The sequence below is a fragment of the Micromonospora sp. NPDC047465 genome (assembly GCF_040643125.1).
Classification (GTDB): domain Bacteria; phylum Actinomycetota; class Actinomycetes; order Mycobacteriales; family Micromonosporaceae; genus Micromonospora.
The window spans coordinates 1-19,213 of the sequence record NZ_JBEYTP010000021.1 but is presented as its reverse complement, the minus strand read 5'-3'; the positions used below and the strand labels follow the sequence as shown (position 1 = coordinate 19,213).

General features: G+C 74.0%; 12 protein-coding genes. 8 read left to right on the top strand and 4 right to left on the bottom strand.

Annotated elements, in window-relative coordinates; all coding sequences use genetic code 11:
* Positions 1-231: 231 nt before the first annotated feature.
* The 3 genes from ABZ793_RS19675 to ABZ793_RS19665 all read left to right on the top strand — a co-directional run bounded on the left by ABZ793_RS19675 (position 232) and on the right by ABZ793_RS19665 (position 2,932).
* On the top strand, positions 232-978 hold the full coding sequence (locus tag ABZ793_RS19675) for a hypothetical protein (protein WP_357459095.1): 747 nt from the start codon (positions 232-234) through the stop codon (positions 976-978).
* Between the two features lie 124 nt (positions 979-1,102).
* Positions 1,103-1,771, top strand: a complete 669-nt coding sequence (locus ABZ793_RS19670) for an NPCBM/NEW2 domain-containing protein (RefSeq protein WP_357459092.1) — start codon at positions 1,103-1,105, stop codon at positions 1,769-1,771.
* A gap of 513 nt (positions 1,772-2,284) precedes the next feature.
* The gene (locus ABZ793_RS19665) at positions 2,285-2,932 is read left to right on the top strand and encodes an ATP-dependent Clp protease proteolytic subunit (RefSeq protein WP_357459090.1); all 648 of its coding nucleotides are present in this window, start codon (positions 2,285-2,287) and stop codon (positions 2,930-2,932) included.
* 156 nt (positions 2,933-3,088) lie between these two features.
* Here ABZ793_RS19665 and ABZ793_RS19660 read toward each other — a convergent pair whose 3' ends face one another.
* Genes ABZ793_RS19660 through ABZ793_RS19645 form a run of 4 tightly spaced genes read right to left on the bottom strand, consistent with a single transcriptional unit; the run spans position 3,089 to position 10,391 of the window.
* On the bottom strand, positions 3,089-3,889 hold the full coding sequence (locus ABZ793_RS19660) for an SDR family oxidoreductase (protein WP_357459088.1): 801 nt from the start codon (positions 3,887-3,889) through the stop codon (positions 3,089-3,091).
* A gap of 25 nt (positions 3,890-3,914) precedes the next feature.
* Positions 3,915-4,214 (bottom strand): hypothetical protein, encoded by a 300-nt coding sequence (locus ABZ793_RS19655; RefSeq protein ID WP_350702778.1) that lies wholly within the window; start codon positions 4,212-4,214, stop codon positions 3,915-3,917.
* Positions 4,211-5,563, bottom strand: coding sequence for an acyltransferase domain-containing protein (locus tag ABZ793_RS19650; protein ID WP_357459085.1), 1,353 nt, complete (start codon positions 5,561-5,563; stop codon positions 4,211-4,213). Before ABZ793_RS19650 ends, ABZ793_RS19655 begins: the two co-directional genes overlap by 4 nt.
* Positions 5,556-10,391, bottom strand: a complete 4,836-nt coding sequence (locus ABZ793_RS19645) for an SDR family NAD(P)-dependent oxidoreductase (RefSeq protein ID WP_357459083.1) — start codon at positions 10,389-10,391, stop codon at positions 5,556-5,558. The genes ABZ793_RS19650 and ABZ793_RS19645 overlap by 8 nt, the downstream gene beginning before the upstream one ends.
* 986 nt (positions 10,392-11,377) lie before the next feature.
* On the opposite strand from ABZ793_RS19645, the gene ABZ793_RS19640 reads away from it, so the two are divergent.
* The 5 genes from ABZ793_RS19640 to ABZ793_RS19620 all read left to right on the top strand — a co-directional run.
* On the top strand, positions 11,378-12,181 hold the full coding sequence (locus tag ABZ793_RS19640) for an SDR family oxidoreductase (protein WP_357459080.1): 804 nt from the start codon (positions 11,378-11,380) through the stop codon (positions 12,179-12,181).
* A gap of 21 nt (positions 12,182-12,202) precedes the next feature.
* Positions 12,203-12,958 carry an alpha/beta fold hydrolase gene (locus ABZ793_RS19635; protein ID WP_357459077.1) on the top strand — a complete coding sequence of 252 codons (756 nt, stop codon included), beginning with the start codon at positions 12,203-12,205 and terminating at the stop codon, positions 12,956-12,958.
* A 78-nt stretch (positions 12,959-13,036) separates the two neighbouring features.
* Positions 13,037-14,671, top strand: coding sequence for a PhpK family radical SAM P-methyltransferase (locus tag ABZ793_RS19630; protein WP_357459074.1), 1,635 nt, complete (start codon positions 13,037-13,039; stop codon positions 14,669-14,671).
* 32 nt (positions 14,672-14,703) lie between these two features.
* On the top strand, positions 14,704-18,174 hold the full coding sequence (locus ABZ793_RS19625) for an amino acid adenylation domain-containing protein (protein ID WP_357459072.1): 3,471 nt from the start codon (positions 14,704-14,706) through the stop codon (positions 18,172-18,174).
* On the top strand, positions 18,171-19,213 hold a 1,043-nt coding region (locus tag ABZ793_RS19620; RefSeq protein ID WP_357459069.1), incomplete at its 3' end, for a polyketide synthase. The genes ABZ793_RS19625 and ABZ793_RS19620, both read left to right, overlap by 4 nt.

Genomic DNA, 19,213 nt, shown 5'->3' with positions numbered 1-19,213 from the left:
CCACGTCTCCTCGTCGCGGCAACCCGCTGTCCGGGGCTACCCTGGCCGACCCGCCGCAAACCGGTGGATCACTGCTCTGGATGTGGTTGGGCGACTCGGCATGGCCTTGCCGGTCCGTACTCGCCTACCTGATGGTCTGGTCTCCGCACCCCTGTTCCTGCGAAGGACCGGTGCGGAGGCTTGTGTGCGGAGCCGGCGTTGCCCGGCGGTGGTTGCGGGTACCCGGCACGGATGGCGGAGGTACTTGAAGACGGGGACATCTACTTCCTCTACCGGCCACGCGTGGAGGAGGAGCACGTCGACTCGCTGGAGGAGGTGCAGCGGCTGCTGGTCGTGATGCACCCGTGGCGGGGACGACACCTGCGGCTGCTCGTGGTCGGGCGCAAGCGCCTGCCCGGAATCGACCAGCACGACCGCTTCTGGGCGTTCGTCGACGAGGTGGTGGACCGGCCCGAGCAGTTGCACAAGGCCCTCCAGGCGCGCGCGTACCGGACAAAGACCCGCGGCGGACGGGAGCAGCCGCCGGCCCGGCCGGTGGCGGAGGGGGCGTACGTGATCGCCCGGCACGACGACCACACCCATCTGGCGTACGAACTCGAACTCCCGCTGCGCCTCGGAGCGCCGCAGCACGAGCTGAGCATCGAGCCGGAGGCGAGCTACATCATCACGGTGAAGAACCCGCAAGCACCCTCCCCGCCCAGGGTCGGACTGCGCGGGGACCAGAAGGTCAAACTGCCCGCTAAGTTGCAGGGGAAGTTCCACGGCCGTCGTTTCGCCCCGCTCGACCCGCCGGACTTCCTCGACCATCCCGGGACCGAACTCGTCCTCGTCGGCGCGGCCCACGACGCCTCCGAGGAGCTACGGATCGACCTGGACGCGGAGGTCGAGCGGGCGGCGCGGAGCACGATCTTCGGGGACCTGCGGATCGGACGCCGGGATCGCCCGGTCGAGCCGCTGTTCGCAGGGGAGTGGGCGTAGCCTTCCGCCGGTCTCGTCCCGCCTGCCCGACCGCCCCGCCGTCTTCGTCGAGCGCGCCCGCTCCACCGCGCACCGCGCGCCGTCCAGGGCAGCCCGTGGTGCGGGGCGTTGCCATAATCGGACCGTGTCGATCCCGAGACGGCGTCGGTGGTTTCCTCCCGCGATAGTCGGCGCGGTCATCGCCGCGGTGGCCACGGTGGTCGCGGCGGCCCTCCCGGTCGCGCTCGAGCTCACCCGCGACACCGGCAGCCGTGGCGGTGCGCCGTCGGTACAGGGCACCCCGTCCGCCGTGCAGCCCCAGCCCACCACACCGGCGGCCACCACCGGGCTCAGCCCGTCCCCGGTGCCCGGTACGAGTGCTCCGCCCGCCGCGCCGGCCGGCGAGGCAGAGGTGCGCTCGTTGACGGAGATGCCCGAGGTGGACGACTTCGACGGCTGGGAGCAGGAGCCGCGACTCGTGGCCGGCGAGCAGCGCGAGACCGTCCTCGCGGCGTCTCCGTGCTGGCTGAACGACAACTTCACGGCCACGTTCGTGGTCAGCCGGCAGTACGCGGTCCTCGAGGCGACCGTGGGGATCGCGGACGACTCCGCGAAAGCGCTGCCGCTCCGGTTCACCGTGCTGGCCGACCGCAAGGCGGTCTTCGCCACCACCCTCGGCCTCGGGAAGACCCGCGCGGTCAGAGTGGACATCAGCGACGCGACACACGTGTCCCTCCAGGTCAGCACCACCAGCCTCGGCCAGTGCCACGGCGACGGCATCGGCGTCTGGATCGCCCCTCGGGTGCGTCGGTGAGCGGCGAAGCCCGCCGCACGCCGCCGGGCGCGGCTCTGCGTGGCTGATGGGGCAGCCAGCGTGCGCCGCCCGGGCCCGGCGGGGGCCCGCCGGCGATCGGCGCCGCCTGCCGGGCGCCGCTTCTGCATTTGACCATCGTCGATCAGCGCTGAGTAACTCGCCGACGTGCTCTCACGGAATTCCCATGTCAGGGAAGTGCGCCGAACTGGACGGACGAATTGTGTGGCCGTCCCTCGTCCTCGGCGACCGGCGTCTCCGGGGCCCGGACCGACCGCACTGCCGCACGGACGCGCCGGCGCTCCCGGTCGCCGCTCGAACCGTTGTGGGCGCGGCGCAGCCGGTAGCGCCGACCGTCCGCAGTGGAGCCTTCTGCTGCTCGCGTAAACACCCCTGTTTGGGAGCGGCATTCGGCTCGGGAAGCGGATAGGGTCGACAGAGGATCATCTCCGCTGCGTCGCCCGGTCGACGGGTGAATTTGCCGGGGGAGCAATTTCCGAGGGAGAGAGGGCGAACATGATCCGGAAGCCGAATCTGTCCGTGGACGCGCGGTATGTCCTGCCGTCGTTCGCTGAGCGGACGTCGTACGGCATGAAGGAGACCAACCCGTACAGCAAGATGTTCGAGGACCGGATCATCTTCCTCGGCACACCGGTCGACGACGCCGCGGCCAACGACGTGATGGCGCAGCTCATCACGTTGGAGGCGACGGATCCCGAGCGGGACATCACCATGTACATCAACTCGCCCGGCGGTTCGTTCACCGCCATGACGGCGATCAACGACACCATGCGTTACGTCCGCCCGGACGTGCAGACCGTCTGTCTGGGGCAGGCGGCGTCCTCCGCCGCGATCCTGCTGGCGGCGGGCACCCCGGGCAAGCGGATGGCGCTTCCGCACTCGCGGATCCTGATCCACCAGCCCGCCATCGAGGGCGTCCAGGGTCAGGGCACCGACCTGGAGATCCAGGCCCGGGAGATCATGCGGATGCGCACCCAGATGGAGGAGATGCTGGCCCAGTACTCCGGCCGCCCCCAGGAAGAGGTCTCCCGCGACATCGAGCGGAACAAGATCCTCACGGCCGACGACGCGGTGGCCTACGGGCTGGTCGACACGATCCTGCGCAGCCGGAAGAAGAGCGCGGCGGCGATGGCGGCCAGCTGAGCTGACCCGTCCGGGGTCGACGGCGCCACCGGCCCGTCGACCCCGCCCGGTCAGTCCGGCCGCCGGCCCTGCCTCGCCGGCTCTGTCCGGTCAGTCCCGCTCGTGCAGCGCCGACCCCCGGGCCAGTCCCGCGCCGGTCGCGTCGACCTGTCCCGGTCAGTCCCGCGCTGTCGCGCCGGCCCTGTCGGGGGTGGGCGGCGGGTCGCCCAGCGCGGGCAGCAGGTCCCCCGCGAGGTGCGGCTGGTAGCCCCCGCTCGCGGTCCACCCGCCGTCGAAGCGCACGGTGGTGGCGGTCAGGTAGCGCAGCTCGTCTGCGGCCAGTGCCCGGATCAGCTCCGCCACCTCGGCCGGCTCCGCCAGCCGACGCTGCGGAGTGCCCCGCACGATGGTCTCCTCGTCGAGGAGGTTCCGGTGGATGCCGTCCATCACCAGCGGCGTCCGGACGTAGCCCGGGCTGACCGCGATGACCCGGATGTTCTGCGCGGCCCACTCCACCCCGAGCACCTCGGTCAGCATGGCGACACCGGCCTTCGAGGAGCAGTACGCGGCCCCCTCCACCATCGCCAGGTGCGCCGCCACGGAGGCGATGTTGACGACCAGCCCGCCGGCCCGCCGCAACGCCGGGAACATCGCCCGGCAGCAGTAGTACGTCCCGGTCAGGTTGACCCCGATGACCCGCTCCCACGCCGCCGGCGCCAGTTCGCTGGCGAACCCGCGCCCGCCGATGCCGGCGCTGTTGACCAGCAGGTCGGCCCGCTCGACCTCGGCCGCCGCCGCGGCCACCTGGTCGTAGTCGCGTACGTCTACCTGCCGCCCCGTCACGCCGTCCGCGTCGCACGGTCGACGGTCCCAGCCGATCACGCGCCACCCGTCATCCACCAGCCGCCGCGCCAGCGCCGCGCCGATCCCGCTGGCCGCGCCGGTGACCACGGCCAGCCGCTGCCCACTACCGTGCAACCTGCCCTCCCTGGGTGTGCGACGTTCAGTTCGGGGGCAGCCGCAGCCGGGCGATGCGCCGTTCGCCGTCCAGGGCGCGCATCGCCCGGGCCAGCGTGGCGACGTGCAGTTCGTCCTCGCCGCGTTCGAGCATGGTCTCCGCCGTCACGCCGATCGCCTTGGCCTCCGCCATCAGCGCCTGCGCGGCCAGCACGCATCCCCGCACGTCGAAGTGGCCGCTGTCCCGGGCCGGATTGAGACGGGCGACCAGGTCGACGATGCGCAGGTAGCGGTCCACCAGCTCCTGCTCGGCGCGGGTCAGCGCGGGAAGCTCTCGTTCCGTCATGGACTCACCCTGTCACCCCGGGTCCGGTGCTGCCAGCCGCCGAGCACCTCGCGGCTGGCGTGGGCGACCTCGTCGAGGACGGCCTGGAACGCCGCGAGCACCGGATCGTCGACGGCACCCGGTGCCGGTGGGCCGGTGGGGTGGGCGGCGTCGTCGGCGCCGGGCAGCGCGGCGAAGTCCGGTCGCAGGCCCTGCACCCACAGCGCCGCGGCGAGCCGGGCCAGCGCCGCCAGCCCGTCGGGGCGCCCCTCCGAGGCGCTCGCGACGACGTGCCGCTGGCCGTGCAACGTGTCGCGGACGAAGGCGGCGAGGCTGCCGTGGCCGACCTGCACGAAGACCCGGGTGCCCTCGTCGTGGAGGCGCTGCACCAGTTCCCGGAAGCGGACCGGCGAGACCAGGTGCCGGACCAGGAGCCGACCCAGCGCCGACTCGTCGTCCGGGTAGCGGTCCACCGTGGTCGCCGACCAGACCGGCGCCGTCGCGGCCCGCAGCGGGACGGCCCGGAGGATGGCGGCCACCGGGTCGAGGTAGGGCGCCAGCATCGGGCTGTGGAAGCCGGACCGGAACGGCAGCACCGTCCGGGGCACCGAGGGGTCGGCGATCCGGGCGAACGCGGTGTGGATCGCCGCGTCGGTGCCGCAGAGCACCGTCTGGCGGGGACTGTTGTCGTGGGAGATGACCACGTCGGCCACCCCGTCGATGAGCCGTCTCGCCTCGACCACCGGACAGCCCACCACCGCGAACGCCACGTCGGGCAGCTGGTAGGCGTCCGGCCCCATCCGCCGGGCGAACTCGTCGAACGCCTCCGCCGCCCACCTGCCGGCGGAGAACAGGGCGCTCCACTCGCCGGCGCTGTGGCCGGCGACGAGATCGGGCCGGATGCCCATCCGCCGCAGCGCGCCGTCCAGCAGGCGCCCGGTGTGCAGCAGGTCCCACGTCCGGCCGCCCACCGTCCCGGTGCGGTCCGGCTGGTAGCCGGGCAGGCCGAACGCCCCGGCCACGTCGTCGAGCGGTGGCCGGTCGTGCGCGGACAGGCCTGGGAAGAGGAACGCCACCCGGCCGGGGCGGCCCGGCCGCAGCACCGGATCGGTGGTGTACCAGAGGTCGGCCGGGCCGGCCCACGACCGTTCCCGCAGCACGAGTTCCTGGGCGAGGGCGAGCCGGTCCGGGGTCGGGGTCAGCAGGGCCAGCCGGCACGGCAGGCCGGGGTCGTCCGGCTCCGTCGGGCGGCGCGCGCCCCGGGCCACCGCCCGGAGCCGGTCCGCGAGTTCCGCCGGGGAGGACGCCGCCAGGCGCAGGACGGCCGGTCCCGACTGGCGGGGGTACGGCGACCGGGCCGGCTCAGTCATCGAACCCGGCGGGCCGGAACGGGGCCGGGTCGCCGGCCACGTACAGCACCTGGTGCGCGTCCCGCGGGCCCTCGGCGATCTCGCGCATCAGCGCCTCGACGCCCGCCTCCGGGTCGATCACCGCGATGCCGCGGCGCGCGTACTCCCGTTCCAGCTCGGCGGAGACCATGCCGCCGCCGGCGGCGGCCCACGGGCCCCACGCCACGGCGAGGGTGCGGCCGGTGAAGCGGTCCGCGGCGGCCAGCGCCAGGGTGTCCAGCGCGTCGTTCGCGGCCGCGTAGTCGGCCTGCCCCCGGTTGCCGAAAACCCCGGAGACGCTGGAGAAGAACAGCAGCAGGCGCAGGTCCGGCTTCAGCGCGTCCAGCAGGACCCGGGCGCTGCGCACCTTGGCGTCGTAGACGGCGGTGAAGGCGGCCTGGTCCTTGTCCCGGATGAGCCGGTCGTCGAGCGTCCCGGCGCCGTGCACGACGACGTCGATCCGGCCGTGCCGGCGGTAGACCTCGTCGACAGTGGCGGTCAGGCGGGCGTCGTCGCGGATGTCGAACCGGTGGTACCGCACGGACGCGGCGTGCGCCTCGAGCCGGTCGAGGACGGCACGCAGCTCGCGCCCGGCGAGCAGGGCCCGCAACCGGCGCTCCACCTCGGCCGGCGTGCCGGTGATGCCGGCCGCGAGCAGGGCGCGGCGCAGCTCGGCCGGATCCGTCAGGCCGGCCGTGGCGGCGTCCTCCGCGCCCTGCGGCGGGGCGGTACGCCCGACGATCTCCAGGTGGCAGCCGTACCGCTCGGCGAGCGCCACCGCCGTCCGGGCGGTGATGCCCCGCCCGCCGCCGGTGACCAGCACCACCGAGTCGGAGTCCAGGTCCAGCGCCTCGGACCCGGCGGGGAGCTCCTGCCGGACGTAGCGGCGGGTCACCCGGGATCCGTCGGGCAGGCCGACCACCCCCCGGGGCGTCCCACCGGCCACCTCGTCGACGATCCGCTCGGCGACCGCCTCCGCGCCGCCCTGGGGGTCCACGTCCAGCAGGCGGACCCGGGTCTCCGGATATTCGTGGGCCACGGTGCGGACCAGCCCGGCGAAGCCGATCCCGGCCAGCGCGGCGTGCTGCCCGGCCGGGGCGGTCTCCGAGTCGAGGGGCGCGAAGTGGCCGCCCATCGTGGTGACCACGGTGATGTCCGGCACCCCTGCGGTGAGCAGCGCGCGGAGCCGGTCGTAGGCCGCCGGCAGGGCCGGCTCGCCGGCGGCGTCCGTCACCGGCAGCAGGATCGCCAGGTCGAGCTCACCCGGCGGGGTCGCGGCGTCGGCAGTGGAGACCCCGGCGCGGGCCAACCGGCGGCGCAGCGCGTCCGCCAGGTCGGGCGCGCCGCCGGCGACCGCCGCGACGCGTCCGGAGAGGTCGGCGGCGGCGCGGGGCGGCGCGGGCAGTGGCTGGAGGGCGGGGACGTACCGGTCCGGCGCCCGGCCCGGGGCGGGCCCGGTGGACGTCCCGGCGTCCGGCGTGGACCGGCCGGCCGTCTCCGGGTCGTGCGTGGCCCGGCCGGCCGTCCGGGTGTCGGCCGGCCCCGGGACGCCGCCCGGTGTCGCGGCCGGGCCGGTCGCCGCCGGGTCGAGCGGGGGAAGCAGCGCCACCAGGTCGGCGATCGTACGGGCGCCGACGAGGGTCGACACGCGCGTCTCCGGTCGCGGCACCGCCAACCGGCGCAGCAGCGTCTCGGCCAGCTCCGTCCGCTTGATCGAGTCGATGCCGAGGTCGGCTTCCAGGTCGATGGTGGGGGCGAGCATCTGCGCGGGATAGCCCGTCCGCTCGCTCAACAGGTCGACGGCGAGGCCGAGGACGGTGGTCGGGCCGGCGTCGGCCACCTCGGCGCGGGCGGGCTCGGTGGACGCCACGGCGACCGGCGTCGGGTCCGGTGCGGACCGCCGCGGCCGGGGCTCCCGGTCCAGGTAGCCGAGCACGATCTCGCGCTGGGCGTCGACCAGCTCCCGGCTGTTGCGCAGGAACTCCAGCACCGCCGTCTCGCGCGGATCCCCGCTGCCGGCGCTGTCCGCCGCCGCCAGCCGGGGCGCCTCGTCGGCGGGCCGCAGGCCGTTCGGCACCGGCTTGCCGTCCGGGCCCCGCACCAGGTGCCCGTCGACCGTCCACCCGGTGACGGCGGGGGCGGCGGCCGAGGTGGCCCGTGGGCCGGCGAAGAGGCGGGCCGGGTCCACCGGCACCCCCGCGACGGCCAGCGCCGCCAGGGCGTGCAGCAGGCGGGGCAGCCCCGGTTCGTTCGGCGCGTCGCAGCTGACCGCCCGGTGCGGCCGGTCGCCGAGGATCCGGCCGATCATCCGGCTGAGCACCCGTCCGGGTCCCACCTCGACGAAGACCCGGGCCCCGGCGGCGTACATGTCCTCGATCTGGGTCAGGAACCGCACCGGGGCGGCGAGCTGCCCGGCGAGGAGCCGGCGGATCTCGTCCGGTGCCTCCGGGTAGCGCTGGCCGGAGGCGTTCGCCCAGACCGGTCGCTGTGGCGGCTGCACCGGGCAGTCGGCGAGGACGGCGGCGAACTCCTCGGTGGCGTCGGCCATCGCCGGGCTGTGGAAGGCGCATGAGACGCCGAGCGTGGTGGCGGACCGGCCCTGGGCGCGCAGCCCGGTCACCGCGGTCGCCACCGCCGCCTCGGGGCCGGCGATCACCACCTGCTCCGGGGCGTTGTGGTTGGCGATCACCACGGCGTCGTCGAGGCTGGCCCCGGCGAGGGCGGCGGCGACCTCGTCGGCGCTCGCGGCGACGGCCGCCATGGCGCCGCCCCGCCCGCCGGCCGCGTGCATCGCGGCGGCCCGGGCGGCGGTCAGCCGCAGCAGGTCCGGGCGGGACAGGACGCCGGCGGCGTGCAGGGCGACGAGTTCGCCGTAGCTGTGCCCGCCGAGCAGGTCGGGCCGGACCCCGAGGGAGCCGAGCAGCTCCAGCAGGGCCAGCTCGGCGACCCCGAGGGCGGGTTGGGCGTGGCGCGTGTCGGCGAGCGTGGCCGCCCGGGCCGCCGCCGTCGCCTCGTCGAACGAGGTGGGTGGGAACATCACCGCGGCCAGCGCCGGGTCGTCGTACAGGTCGGTCCGCATGGCGGGGAAGGCCGCGAAGAGGTCGGCCAGCATGCCGGGGCGTTGGCTGCCCTGCCCGGGGAAGACCAGCGCCACGACGGGCGGCTCCGCCGGGCCGGGGTCGGCCAGGTAGACCCCGGCCCCGGGGTCGGCGGTGCCCGTGGCGGCCAGCCGCAACCGCTCCCGCAGCTCGTCGAGGCTGCCGGCCACGACGGCGGCCCGGACCGGCCGGGCGTCGTCGCGGGTGCGGCCGAACCACTCCAGCGCGAGGGCGTGCAGCGCCCCGTCCCCGGGCGGCGCGTCGGCGGCCAGGGCGGACAGGGCCCGTGCCGCCTCCCCGGTCGACTGCTCGTCGGCCGCGCGGAGCAGGAAGAGCTCGGCCGGCCAGCGTTCCCACGCCTGGTCGGGGTCGGCGGTGCTGGGGTGGGCCCGGACCACGGCGTGGAAGTTGGTGCCGCCGAAGCCGAAGGCGCTGACGCCGGCGGCGCGGCGGGCCGGGGGAGCGAGCCAGGGGCGGGCCGCGCCGTCGAAGGCGAACGGGCTGGCCGTGGCGTCCCAGTAGGAGTTGGGCCGGGTGAGGTGCCCGGTCGGCGGGCGGACCCCGGTCTGTACCGCCCGGACGGCCTTGATCAGGCCCGCCATGCCGGCGGCGCACTTGGTGTGCCCGATCAGCGACTTGACCGAGCCCAGTGAGCAGGTGCCCGGCCCGGCCCCGTCGGCGGCGAACACCTCGGACAGGGCGGACAGCTCGGTGCGGTCACCGACGACGGTGCCCGTGCCGTGCGCCTCGACCAGGCCGATCTCCCCGGGTGCGACGCCCGCCGCCCGCAGGGCCCGCTCGACCGCGTGCCGCTGGCCCTGCGCCCGGGGGGCGGTGAGGCCCATGCCGCGGCCGTCGCTGGCGCCGCCCACGCCGGCGATCACCGCGTGGATCCGGTCGCCGTCGCGTTCCGCGTCGGCCAGGCGCTTGAGCACGAGACAGGCGACGCCCTCGCTGATCACGATGCCGTCGGCGGACTGGTCGAAGGTGCGGCACCGCCCGGTGGGCGACAGTGCCTGCACCGAACCGAAGAGCAGGTAGTCGTGCACCGCGTTGTGCACGTCCACCGCGCCGCACAGCACCATGTCGCTCGTGCCGACGGCCAGCTCCTTGCAGGCCAGGTCGACCGCCGCCAGCGAGGACGCGCAGGCCGCGTCGACGGTGTAGTTGACCCCGCCCAGGTCGAGCCGGTTGGCGATGCGGCCCGCGATGACGTTGCCCAGGATGCCGGGGAAGGAGTCCTCGGTCAGGCGGGGCAGGTGGGCGTCGAGCGCGGCGGGCGGCTCGGCGAAGTACGTCGGCAGCAGCGCCCGCATCCCGTATGCCGTCGCGAGGTCGGCGCCGGGCTCGGCCCCGAAGATCACCGAGGTCTGCGCCCGGGGGAAGGGGCGGTCGGCGTAGCCGGCGTCGGACAGTGCCCGCTCGGCGACGATCAGGGCGAGCAGTTGCGCGGGATCGATGCTCCCGAGTGCGGCGGGCGGTACGCCGTGGGCCACCGGGTCGAACGGCACGGGTGCCAGGAAGCCGCCCCAACGGGACGGGCTCTTCTCCCCCGGGCGGGGAACGTCCGCCGAGTAGTAGCGGTCCGCGTCCCACCGCCCGGGGTCGACCTCCACCACGGCGTCGGTGCCGGCGACGACGTTGGCCCAGAAGGAGGCCGCGTCGGAGGCACCGGGAAACGCGCAGGCCATGCCCACGATCGCGATGTCCATGGAATGCCCGGATCCTTTCCTCATCCCGTCCCCGTCCCGCGCCCGGTCCCACTCGTGACGGGCGGACGCGCGGTCGTACTCGAAAAGGGCACGTCGGCGGCGACGTCCGTGAATGCGCATAATGTTGCGACGGACGTTTATGGGTTGCGGCCAGTGGCGCTGCGGCGGTCTGCCGCGGTGGCTTCGTACGGGCGGCGCTGACGGTCTGGTGCCAGTTATAAAGACGCGAACCCCGAGTCGGGGTTCGGAGGGTCGGCACAAGCAAGATCGGTTGGTGCCTGCCTGCCTCCGAATGATCTCGTTCGATTTGCAAGCGTTTCCTCGATCCTTGCATACCGGCCGGTATGTGTCCACCCGTGATCGAATCCTCACCCGAACCGCCAGTTTTTGGCAGCCGATGCCCGTTTTGTAGGCACTTTTGGCGTGCTCGGACATGGAAGTTCCACGGTCCGCGACGTGCGCGACGGCCGTCCGGGCTGAGTCCGTGATCAGTGTCACTCGATCCCGTGGAACTGCAGCTAGCCACGATAATGCGTGGCGACCAAGGGATCGTTAATTGCCGGACCTGTCCGCGCTAATGCGTACGTCGGTGACCCCGAACTTATTGGTAGGGATTGACTCCGTCCGGGCTCCATGATGTGCTTCCCGAGTCCCGACGGGGTTGGCGGAAATGCGCCGGAGTGCTCCCGGGTGGTCTACCGGGAGGTCGGGACGCCGGTGTCGTACCCGCCGTGGCGGCGACACCGCTGGGGCAGGGAGAACGCGGGGGAACGGGGACATCCAAGTGCTGATCCGGCCTGTCGACCGGGTGTGTGAGCACCGCGACAGTGGGCGGCGGACGACCGCCTGCCGCGGTGCGTCGAGCGCCCGCTCGCCGGGACGGCGCCGGCGCGGCTGAGCTGGCCGCCGCGGGCGGATCGTCAGGTCCGGGTAAGGGGCCGCCCCGCGCCGGGTGCGGCGTTCGAACCATGTCACGGGGGGAACCAGTGGATCTTGGATTGGACGGTCGGCGGGCGCTCGTCACCGGATCGTCGTCCGGCATCGGAGCGCGGATCGCCGAGATGCTCGCCGACGAGGGAGTGACGGTCGTCGTGCACGGGCGCTCCGTGCCCGCCGCGGAGTCCGTGGCCCAGGGCATCCGGGCCCGGGGCGGCGCCGCGGAACCGATCGTGGCGGACCTGCTCGACGCCGACGGCCCGCACCGACTGGCGGTCGCGGCCGAGCGCTACCTCGGCGGCGTCGACATCCTGGTCAACTGCGCCGCCACCGGCCTGGACCGGCCGTGGGACGACACCACGGACGAGGACTGGCGGCGGCTGCACGAGCTCAACGTGGTGGCGCCGGCCCGCCTCGCCCAGGCGCTGGTCCCCGGCATGCGTCGCCGGGGCTGGGGCCGGCTGATCCAGATCGCCAGCGGCGCCGCCACCCAGCCGCAGGTCGGCTCGGTGGCGTACTCGACGACCAAGGCGGGACTGGTCAACCTCACGACGGGGCTGGCCCGGGCGTTGGACCGCACCGGCATCACCGTCAACACCGTCAGTCCCGGCATCGTCGTCACCCCCCGGGTCGAGGCGTACGTCCGCGGTCTCGCCGCCGACCAGGGCTGGGGCACCGACTGGTCCGACATCGAGCAGCGCGTCCTCGCCGGGTCGATCGACAACCCCACCGGCCGGCTCGGCACACCCGACGACGTGGCCGCGCTGGTCGTCTTCCTCGCCAGCCCCCTTGCGGGCTTCGTCAACGGGGCCAACCACCGCGTCGACGGCGGCGCGGTCGCCGTCGTCAACTGAGTCTCCGCGGAAGGATCAATGGTGACTGTCCACTACTCGGCGGACCGACGACCACGGTGGTTCCTCTTCCCGGACACCCCGGAGGCGCCGGTGGCGTTGTACTGCCTGCCGCACTCGGGGGCGGGGGCGACCGCCTACCGGGCCTGGATCCCGGCCGCGGCGCCGGGCATCGCGGTACGCCCCCTGCAGCCGCCCGGCCGGGAGAGCCGGATCGACGAGCCGCCCGTCTTCGACGTCGCCGAGGTCGCCGACGTGCTGGCCGACGAGACCCGGCCGTACGCGCTGTACGGCCACAGCTTCGGCGCCCTCGTCGGGCACGCCGTCGTGGCGGAACTCCAGCGCCGCGGCGCCCCGCTGCCCCGGCGGCTCGTCGTCGGCGGGTCCCGCCCCCCGGACGACCTCCCGGAACTCGCCCGCCGGCTGCTCGGCCTCGACGACGAGGAGTTCCTGCGCGAGGTCGTCGGGATGGGCGGCACCCCGGCCGAGATCCTGGACCACCCGGCGCTGGCCGCCCTGCTCGTCCCGGTGCTGCGGGCCGACTTCGGCTGGATCGACCGCTACGCCGACGCCGCGCACGGCCCGGTCGACGTGCCGATCCTCGGCTTCGCGGGCACCCAGGACCCGATCGCCACGACCGAGGCGATGGCCGGGTGGCAGCGGATGACCTCCCGCGGGTACCGCGGCCACAGCGTGCGCGGCGACCACTTCTTCCACATCACCGACCCCGCCGGGGTGGTGCGGGCCATCGCCGCCGACCTGGCGGCCGATTCCCGGTAGCGCCCCGGTGCGCCAACTCGACGGGCCCGGCAGCGGGCGACGAGGTCCCCGGTCTCTTTGTCCGGAACGGAGCGGCACATGACAGACTGCCTGATCGTCGGTTTCAACGACGTCGACTTCGCCAGCTACGTCAGCGACGTGCGCCTCATGGGGGCCGACTCCGGCGCCTTCCGCGACCTGCGCCTGGCGTACATCGACCTCGACGGGCGACCGCTGCGCGCGCTGGACGCGCTGAGTCACCTGCGCGAGAGCCCGCCGGGCGCGCCGAAGCCGTACTTCCACAACGCGGACTTCCTCTGGCCGGTGGTCACCGTGCTGGGCAGCTTCCTGGCCCGCCGGGGGTTGAGCGTCGACTTCGTCAACCTGTTCCAGCACGAGCGGGAGCAGTTGCGGGAAAAGCTGGACGGCGACGTCCGCCTCGTGGCGATCACCACGACCCTGTACGTCTCGCCGCAGCCGATCATCGAGATCGTCGAGTTCGTCCGCCGACACAACCCGAAGGTGTCCATCGTGGTCGGCGGGCCGTTCATCACCAACCAGGTGGCCGCGCTCAAGCGCCCCGACCTGGACGCGTTGATGGACTACCTCGGCGCCGACTACTACGTCACCGGCCGGGAGGGCGAGCTGACCCTGGCCCGGCTGGCGCTGGCGCTGCGCTCCGGCACCGACCCCGGGGACGTGCCGAACCTGGCCTACCGCTCGGACGGCGACTTCGTCCACACCCGCACCGAGATCGAGTCGAACCCGCTGCACGAACTGGTCGACTACCAGGTCTTCGGCCCCGACGCGTTCAACGAGTTCGTCACCACCCGGACGGCGAAGTCCTGCCCGTTCTCCTGCGCCTTCTGCGGCTTCCCCCAGCGGGCCGGCAAGTACACCTACCTCGACGTGACGCACGTCGAGCGGGAGCTGGACAACATCCGCAAGCTGCCCTCGGTCAACACCGTGACGTTCATCGACGACACCTTCAACGTCCCCAAGAACCGGTTCCGGGACATCCTCCGGATGATGATCGACAAGGACTACGGGTTCAAGTGGAACTGCTTCTATCGCAGTGACCACGGCGACCGCGCGACCATCGAGCTGATGAAGGAAGCCGGCTGCGAGGGCGTCTTCCTGGGCATCGAGTCGGGCAGCGACATGCTGCTCAAGCAGATGAACAAGACCGCCCGCCGGGCGGACTACATCGACGCGCTCGGGGCCTTCAACGAACACGGCATCTCGACGTACGCCTCGCTGATCGTTGGCTTCCCCGGCGAGACGGAGGAGACCGTCGCCGAGACCGTGGACCTGCTCGACCAGGGCCGGCCGGACTACTTCCGGGCCCAGCTGTGGTACTGCGACCCGGTCACCCCGATCTACCAGCGCCGGGACGAGCTGGGCATCAAGGGCGAGGCGTTCAACTGGAGCCACCAGACGATGGACTGGTCCACCGCCGCCCAGATCATCGACGACCTCTTCGTCGACGTGACCAGCTCCGTCTGGCTGCCGCAGTTCGGGTTCGAGCAGTGGAGCACCTTCTACCTCCAGCGCAAGGGGATGTCCGGCGAGCAGGTCAAGGACTTCGTCCGCGCCTTCAACGGCGTCCTGGCCGACCAGCTGCGCCATTCCGGCGGCAGCGCCGCCCAGCCGGAGCTGCTCGACCGGTTGCGCCGGGCGAGCCAGTTCGAGGCGGTGAACCCGCCGGGACCGGCGCCGTCGCCGGTGAGCTGACCGTCCCGCCCGTCCCAGCAGAAAGCGGTACCGTGCGCCGAACACCTTCCGACGCGGTCCGGGCCCGGCTGGCCAGCCGGCTGGCGGCCGGGGCCGAGTTCCTCGCCAACGACACGACGGTCGACCCCCTGCCCGACGACGCGGCGACCACCGACGGCCCACGGCTGTTCGCGGCCGACGGACACCCGTCGGACCCGGACGCCCCGGCCCCGGTCTCCTTCGCGCAGCGCCGCCTGTGGTTCCTGCACCAGTTCCAACCGGACAGCCCGGCCTACCACGTGCCGGCGGTGCTGCGGCTGACCGGACCGCTGTCCGTGGACACCCTGCGGGACGCCCTGGACCGGCTGGTGGCGCACCATCCCGCCCTGCGCACCGTGTTCGACGACGTCGACGGCGAACCGGTACAGCGGACGGTCGACGTGCCCGCCGTCCGGCTCGACGTGACCGACCTGACCGACCTGCCGGCCGCGCAGCGGGAGGACCGCGTGCGCGAGGCGGTCGCCGCCGAGCGGCAGCCCCCGTTCGACCTGCGGCGCGGGCCGCTCCTGCGGACCCGGCTGTTCCGGCTCGGCGAGGACGACCACCGGCTCTTCCTCGACCTGCACCACATCGTCGTCGACGGCTGGTCGCTCAGCGTCCTGGTCAACGACCTCGTCCGCTACTACGCGGCGGGGACCGGGCACGGCACCGAGCCCGCCCGGCCGCCCGTCGACCCGGCCGGGCACGCCCGCTGGCAGCACCACCGCGTCGGCGCCGGTGAGCTCGACGACCAGCTGGCCTGGTGGGAGCGGCGGCTCGCCGGCGCCTCGGCGACGGAACTGGCGCCCGACCGGGTGCGCCCCGCCGTGCTGGGCTGGCGGGGCGGCCGACGGAACGTACGCTTCGACGCCGAGCTGACCGACCTGGTCCGCGCCGCCGCCCGCCGGCACGCCGCCTCGCCGTACATGGTGCTCCTGGCCGGATTCGTCGCGCTGCTGCACCGGCAGACCGGGCAGTCGGACGTCGTGCTCGGCACGCCCGTCGCCGGCCGGGACCGGGTGGAGCTGGAGCCGCTGGTCAGCCTGCTGGTGAACACCGTCGTGCTGCGCACCGACGCCTCCGGCGATCCGACCTTCGCCGAGCTGGTGGCCCGGGTGCGCGACGTCGTGCTGGACGCCCAGACGCACCACGAAGCCCCGTTCGAGCTGCTCGTGGAGCGGCTGCGCCCCGTCCGGGACCCGGCCCGCCACCCGTTGTTCCAGATCGTCTTCGCGATGAAGAACCTCCCCCCGTTCGAGCGCCTGCACGTCGGTCCGCTGACGGTGGAGCTGCTCGACATGGTCGGCGAGGTCTCCAAGTTCGACCTCTCCGTGATGGCGTTCGAGGGCGACACGCACATCGACTGCGAGTTCGAGTTCAGCACGGAGCTGTTCGACGACGACCGCATCGCGCAACTGATGGCGCAGTACCGGGCGATCCTCGGCTCGCTCTGCGCGCGCCCGGACCGGCGGCTGTCGGCGGCGGCGCTGCTGGACCCGGCGGAGGAGGACCGGATCGTGCGCCGCTGGAGCGGGCAGGTCCGCGAATACCCGACCGGGCCGGTGCACCACCTGGTCGCGCGGTGGGCCCGGACGGCGCCGGACGCCCCCGCCGTGCGGGCCGACGGCAGGACGCTGACGTACGGGGAGCTGGACCGCCGCGCCGACGTCCTCGCCGCCCGGCTGCGGGCCGTCGGCGCGGGGCCCGGCCGGCCGGTGGCCGTCTGCCTGGACCGGGGAGCGGAGCTGGTGACCGCGTTCCTCGCCGTGCTCAAGGCGGGCGCGGCGTACGTGCCGCTCGACCCCGGCTACCCGCCGGACCGGCTCGCCTTCACGCTGGCCGACAGCCTGGCCTGCGCGGTGCTGACCAGCGAGGACCTGACCGGCAGGTTCGCGGCGGCGCGGACGGCGGTGCTCGACGTCGCCGCCGCCACCGCTGTCTCCGCCGACGCCGACGCTGGTGGCGAGGCCGTCGCCGGGGCCGGCGGGGTGGCCGCGCCCGCGGAGCCGGACCCACGGGAGATCGCGTACGTCATCTACACCTCCGGCTCCAGCGGGCGTCCCAAGGGCGTCGAGGTCACCCACGGCGGCCTGGCCAACCTGGTGCACTGGCACCTCGACGCCTACCGGGTCGGGCCGCAGGACCGGGCCACCCTCGTCGCCAGCCCCGGCTTCGACGCCTGCACCTGGGAACTGTGGGCGGCGCTGGCCGGTGGCGCGGCGCTGCACGTGCCGCCCGAGCCGGTCCGGGTCGCACCGGACCGGCTGGCGCGCTGGCTGGTCGATGAGGCGATCACCGTGACCTTCCTGCCCACCACGGTCGCCGAGGCGGTGCTCGCGGAGGAGGCCGTGACCGGCTCGGCGCTGCGGCTGCTGCTCACCGGGGGCGACGCGCTGACCCGTACGCCCCCGCCCGCGCTGCGCGCCCGGCTGGTCAACCACTACGGCCCGACGGAGAACACCGTGGTGGCCACGGCCGACCCGGTGCCCCCGCAGGACGGGCCGGTGGTGCACGCGCCGCCGATCGGCCGCGCCATCGCCAACGTCACCACCTACGTTCTGGACAGGGCCGGGCGACCGGTGCCGGTCGGCGTGCCCGGGGAACTGTGCCTCGGCGGGCTCCAGGTGGTCCGGGGCTACCTGAGGGACCCCCGCCGCACCGCGGAACGCTTCGTCCCGGACCCCTTCGGGGCCACGCCCGGTGCCCGGATGTACCGCACCGGCGACCTCGTCCGCTGGCTGCCCGACGGTCGGCTGGACTTCCTCGGGCGGCTCGACAGCCAGCTCAAGGTGCGCGGCTTCCGGGTCGAGCCGAGCGAGATCGAGGCGGTGCTGGTGACCCACCCCGCCGTCCGCGAGGCCGCCGTCGTGGTCCGCGGCGACAACCCGGACCGTCGGGACCTCGCCGCCCTGCTCGTCCTCGAGGACGGGCCGGCGCCGACGTACGAGGAGGTGCGGGCCGTGGCCCGGCGGCACCTGCCCGGCTACATGGTGCCGGCGGTCCTCGCCGCGGTGGACGCCCTGCCCGTGACCACCAACGGCAAGCTCGACCGGGACCGGCTGTCCTGGCGGGACGGCCGGCCGCTGCGCCAGGAGGCCACGGCGGAGCCGCCGATCGGCGCCACCGAGCGCGCGGTCGCGGAGGTGTGGGCCCTCGTGCTCGACGTACCGCCGTTGGGCCGCACCGACAACTTCTTCGACCTCGGGGGCCACTCGTTCCTCGCCCTGCGCGCCCGCCAGCAGCTCGCCGAGCGGCTCGGCGTCGAGCTGAACGTGGTCGACCTGTTCCAGTTCCCGACCGTGGCCGCGCTCGCGGCCCACCTGGACCGGATCCGCGCCACGCCGGAACCGGCCGACGGGGAGCAGGACCCGGGGTCGCCGGCCAGCCGCGCGCAGCTCCGCCGGGCGGCGGTGCGCGGTGGCGCCCTGGCACGTCGTCGACAGGCGCACGAACAGCGCCGCCTCGCGGAAGGGACGGACCGATGACCGAGCTGCCTGCGCACCTCGACGACCAGTTCGACAACGCCCTGGCGGTGGTCGGGATGGCGGGTCGTTTCCCGGGAGCGTCGAACGTGGCGGAGTTCTGGCGGAACCTGTGCGCCGGGGTGGAGTCGGTGACGTTCTTCTCGCCGGAGGAGTTGGCGGCGGCGGGGGTGCCGGAGTCGGTGTATTCGCATCCGTCGTATGTGCCGGCGAAGGCGCGGTTGGACGGCGTGGAGTTGTTCGACGCGGAGTTCTTCGGGTTCAGCGCGCACGAGGCGGAGATGACGGATCCGCAGCACCGGTTGTTCCTGGAGTGCGCGTGGGAGGCGTTGGAGGACGCGGCGTACGACCCGGCGCGTTTCCCGGGCCGCATCGGCGTCTACGCGGGCAGCTCCGTCAATTCCTATCTGCTCCGGGCGGTCGCGGCGGACCCGACGCTGATCTCCGACATGAGCGCGCTCATGGCGAACGAGAAGGACTTCCTGGCCACCCGCGTGGCATACAAGTTCGACCTCCGCGGCCCCGCGATGACGATCCAGTCGGCGTGCTCGACCTCGCTGGTGGCGATCCACCAGGCGTGCCAGGCGCTGCTGGCAGGCGAGTGCGACATGGCGCTGGCCGGCGGCGTCGGCGTCCGGGCCGAGGAGGCGGAGGGGTACCGCCACCAGGACGGCATGGCCCTCTCCCCGGACGGGCACTGCCGGGCCTTCGACCGGGCCGCCGCCGGCACCGTCAACGGCAGCGGACTGGCCGTCGTGGTGTTGCGGCGGTTGGTGGATGCGGTGGCGGCGGGGGATGTGGTGCATGCGGTGGTGCGGGGTTCGGCGGTGAACAACGACGGTGGTGGTAAGGCGGGTTTTACGGCGCCGTCTGCGGTGGGTCAGGCGCAGGTGGTGGCGGATGCGTTGGCGGTGGCGGGGGTGTCGGCGTCGTCGGTGGGTTTTGTGGAGGCGCATGGGACGGGGACGCCGTTGGGGGATCCGATTGAGGTGGCGGGGTTGACGCGGGCTTTTCGGGTGGATGCGGATGGGGTGGGGTTTTG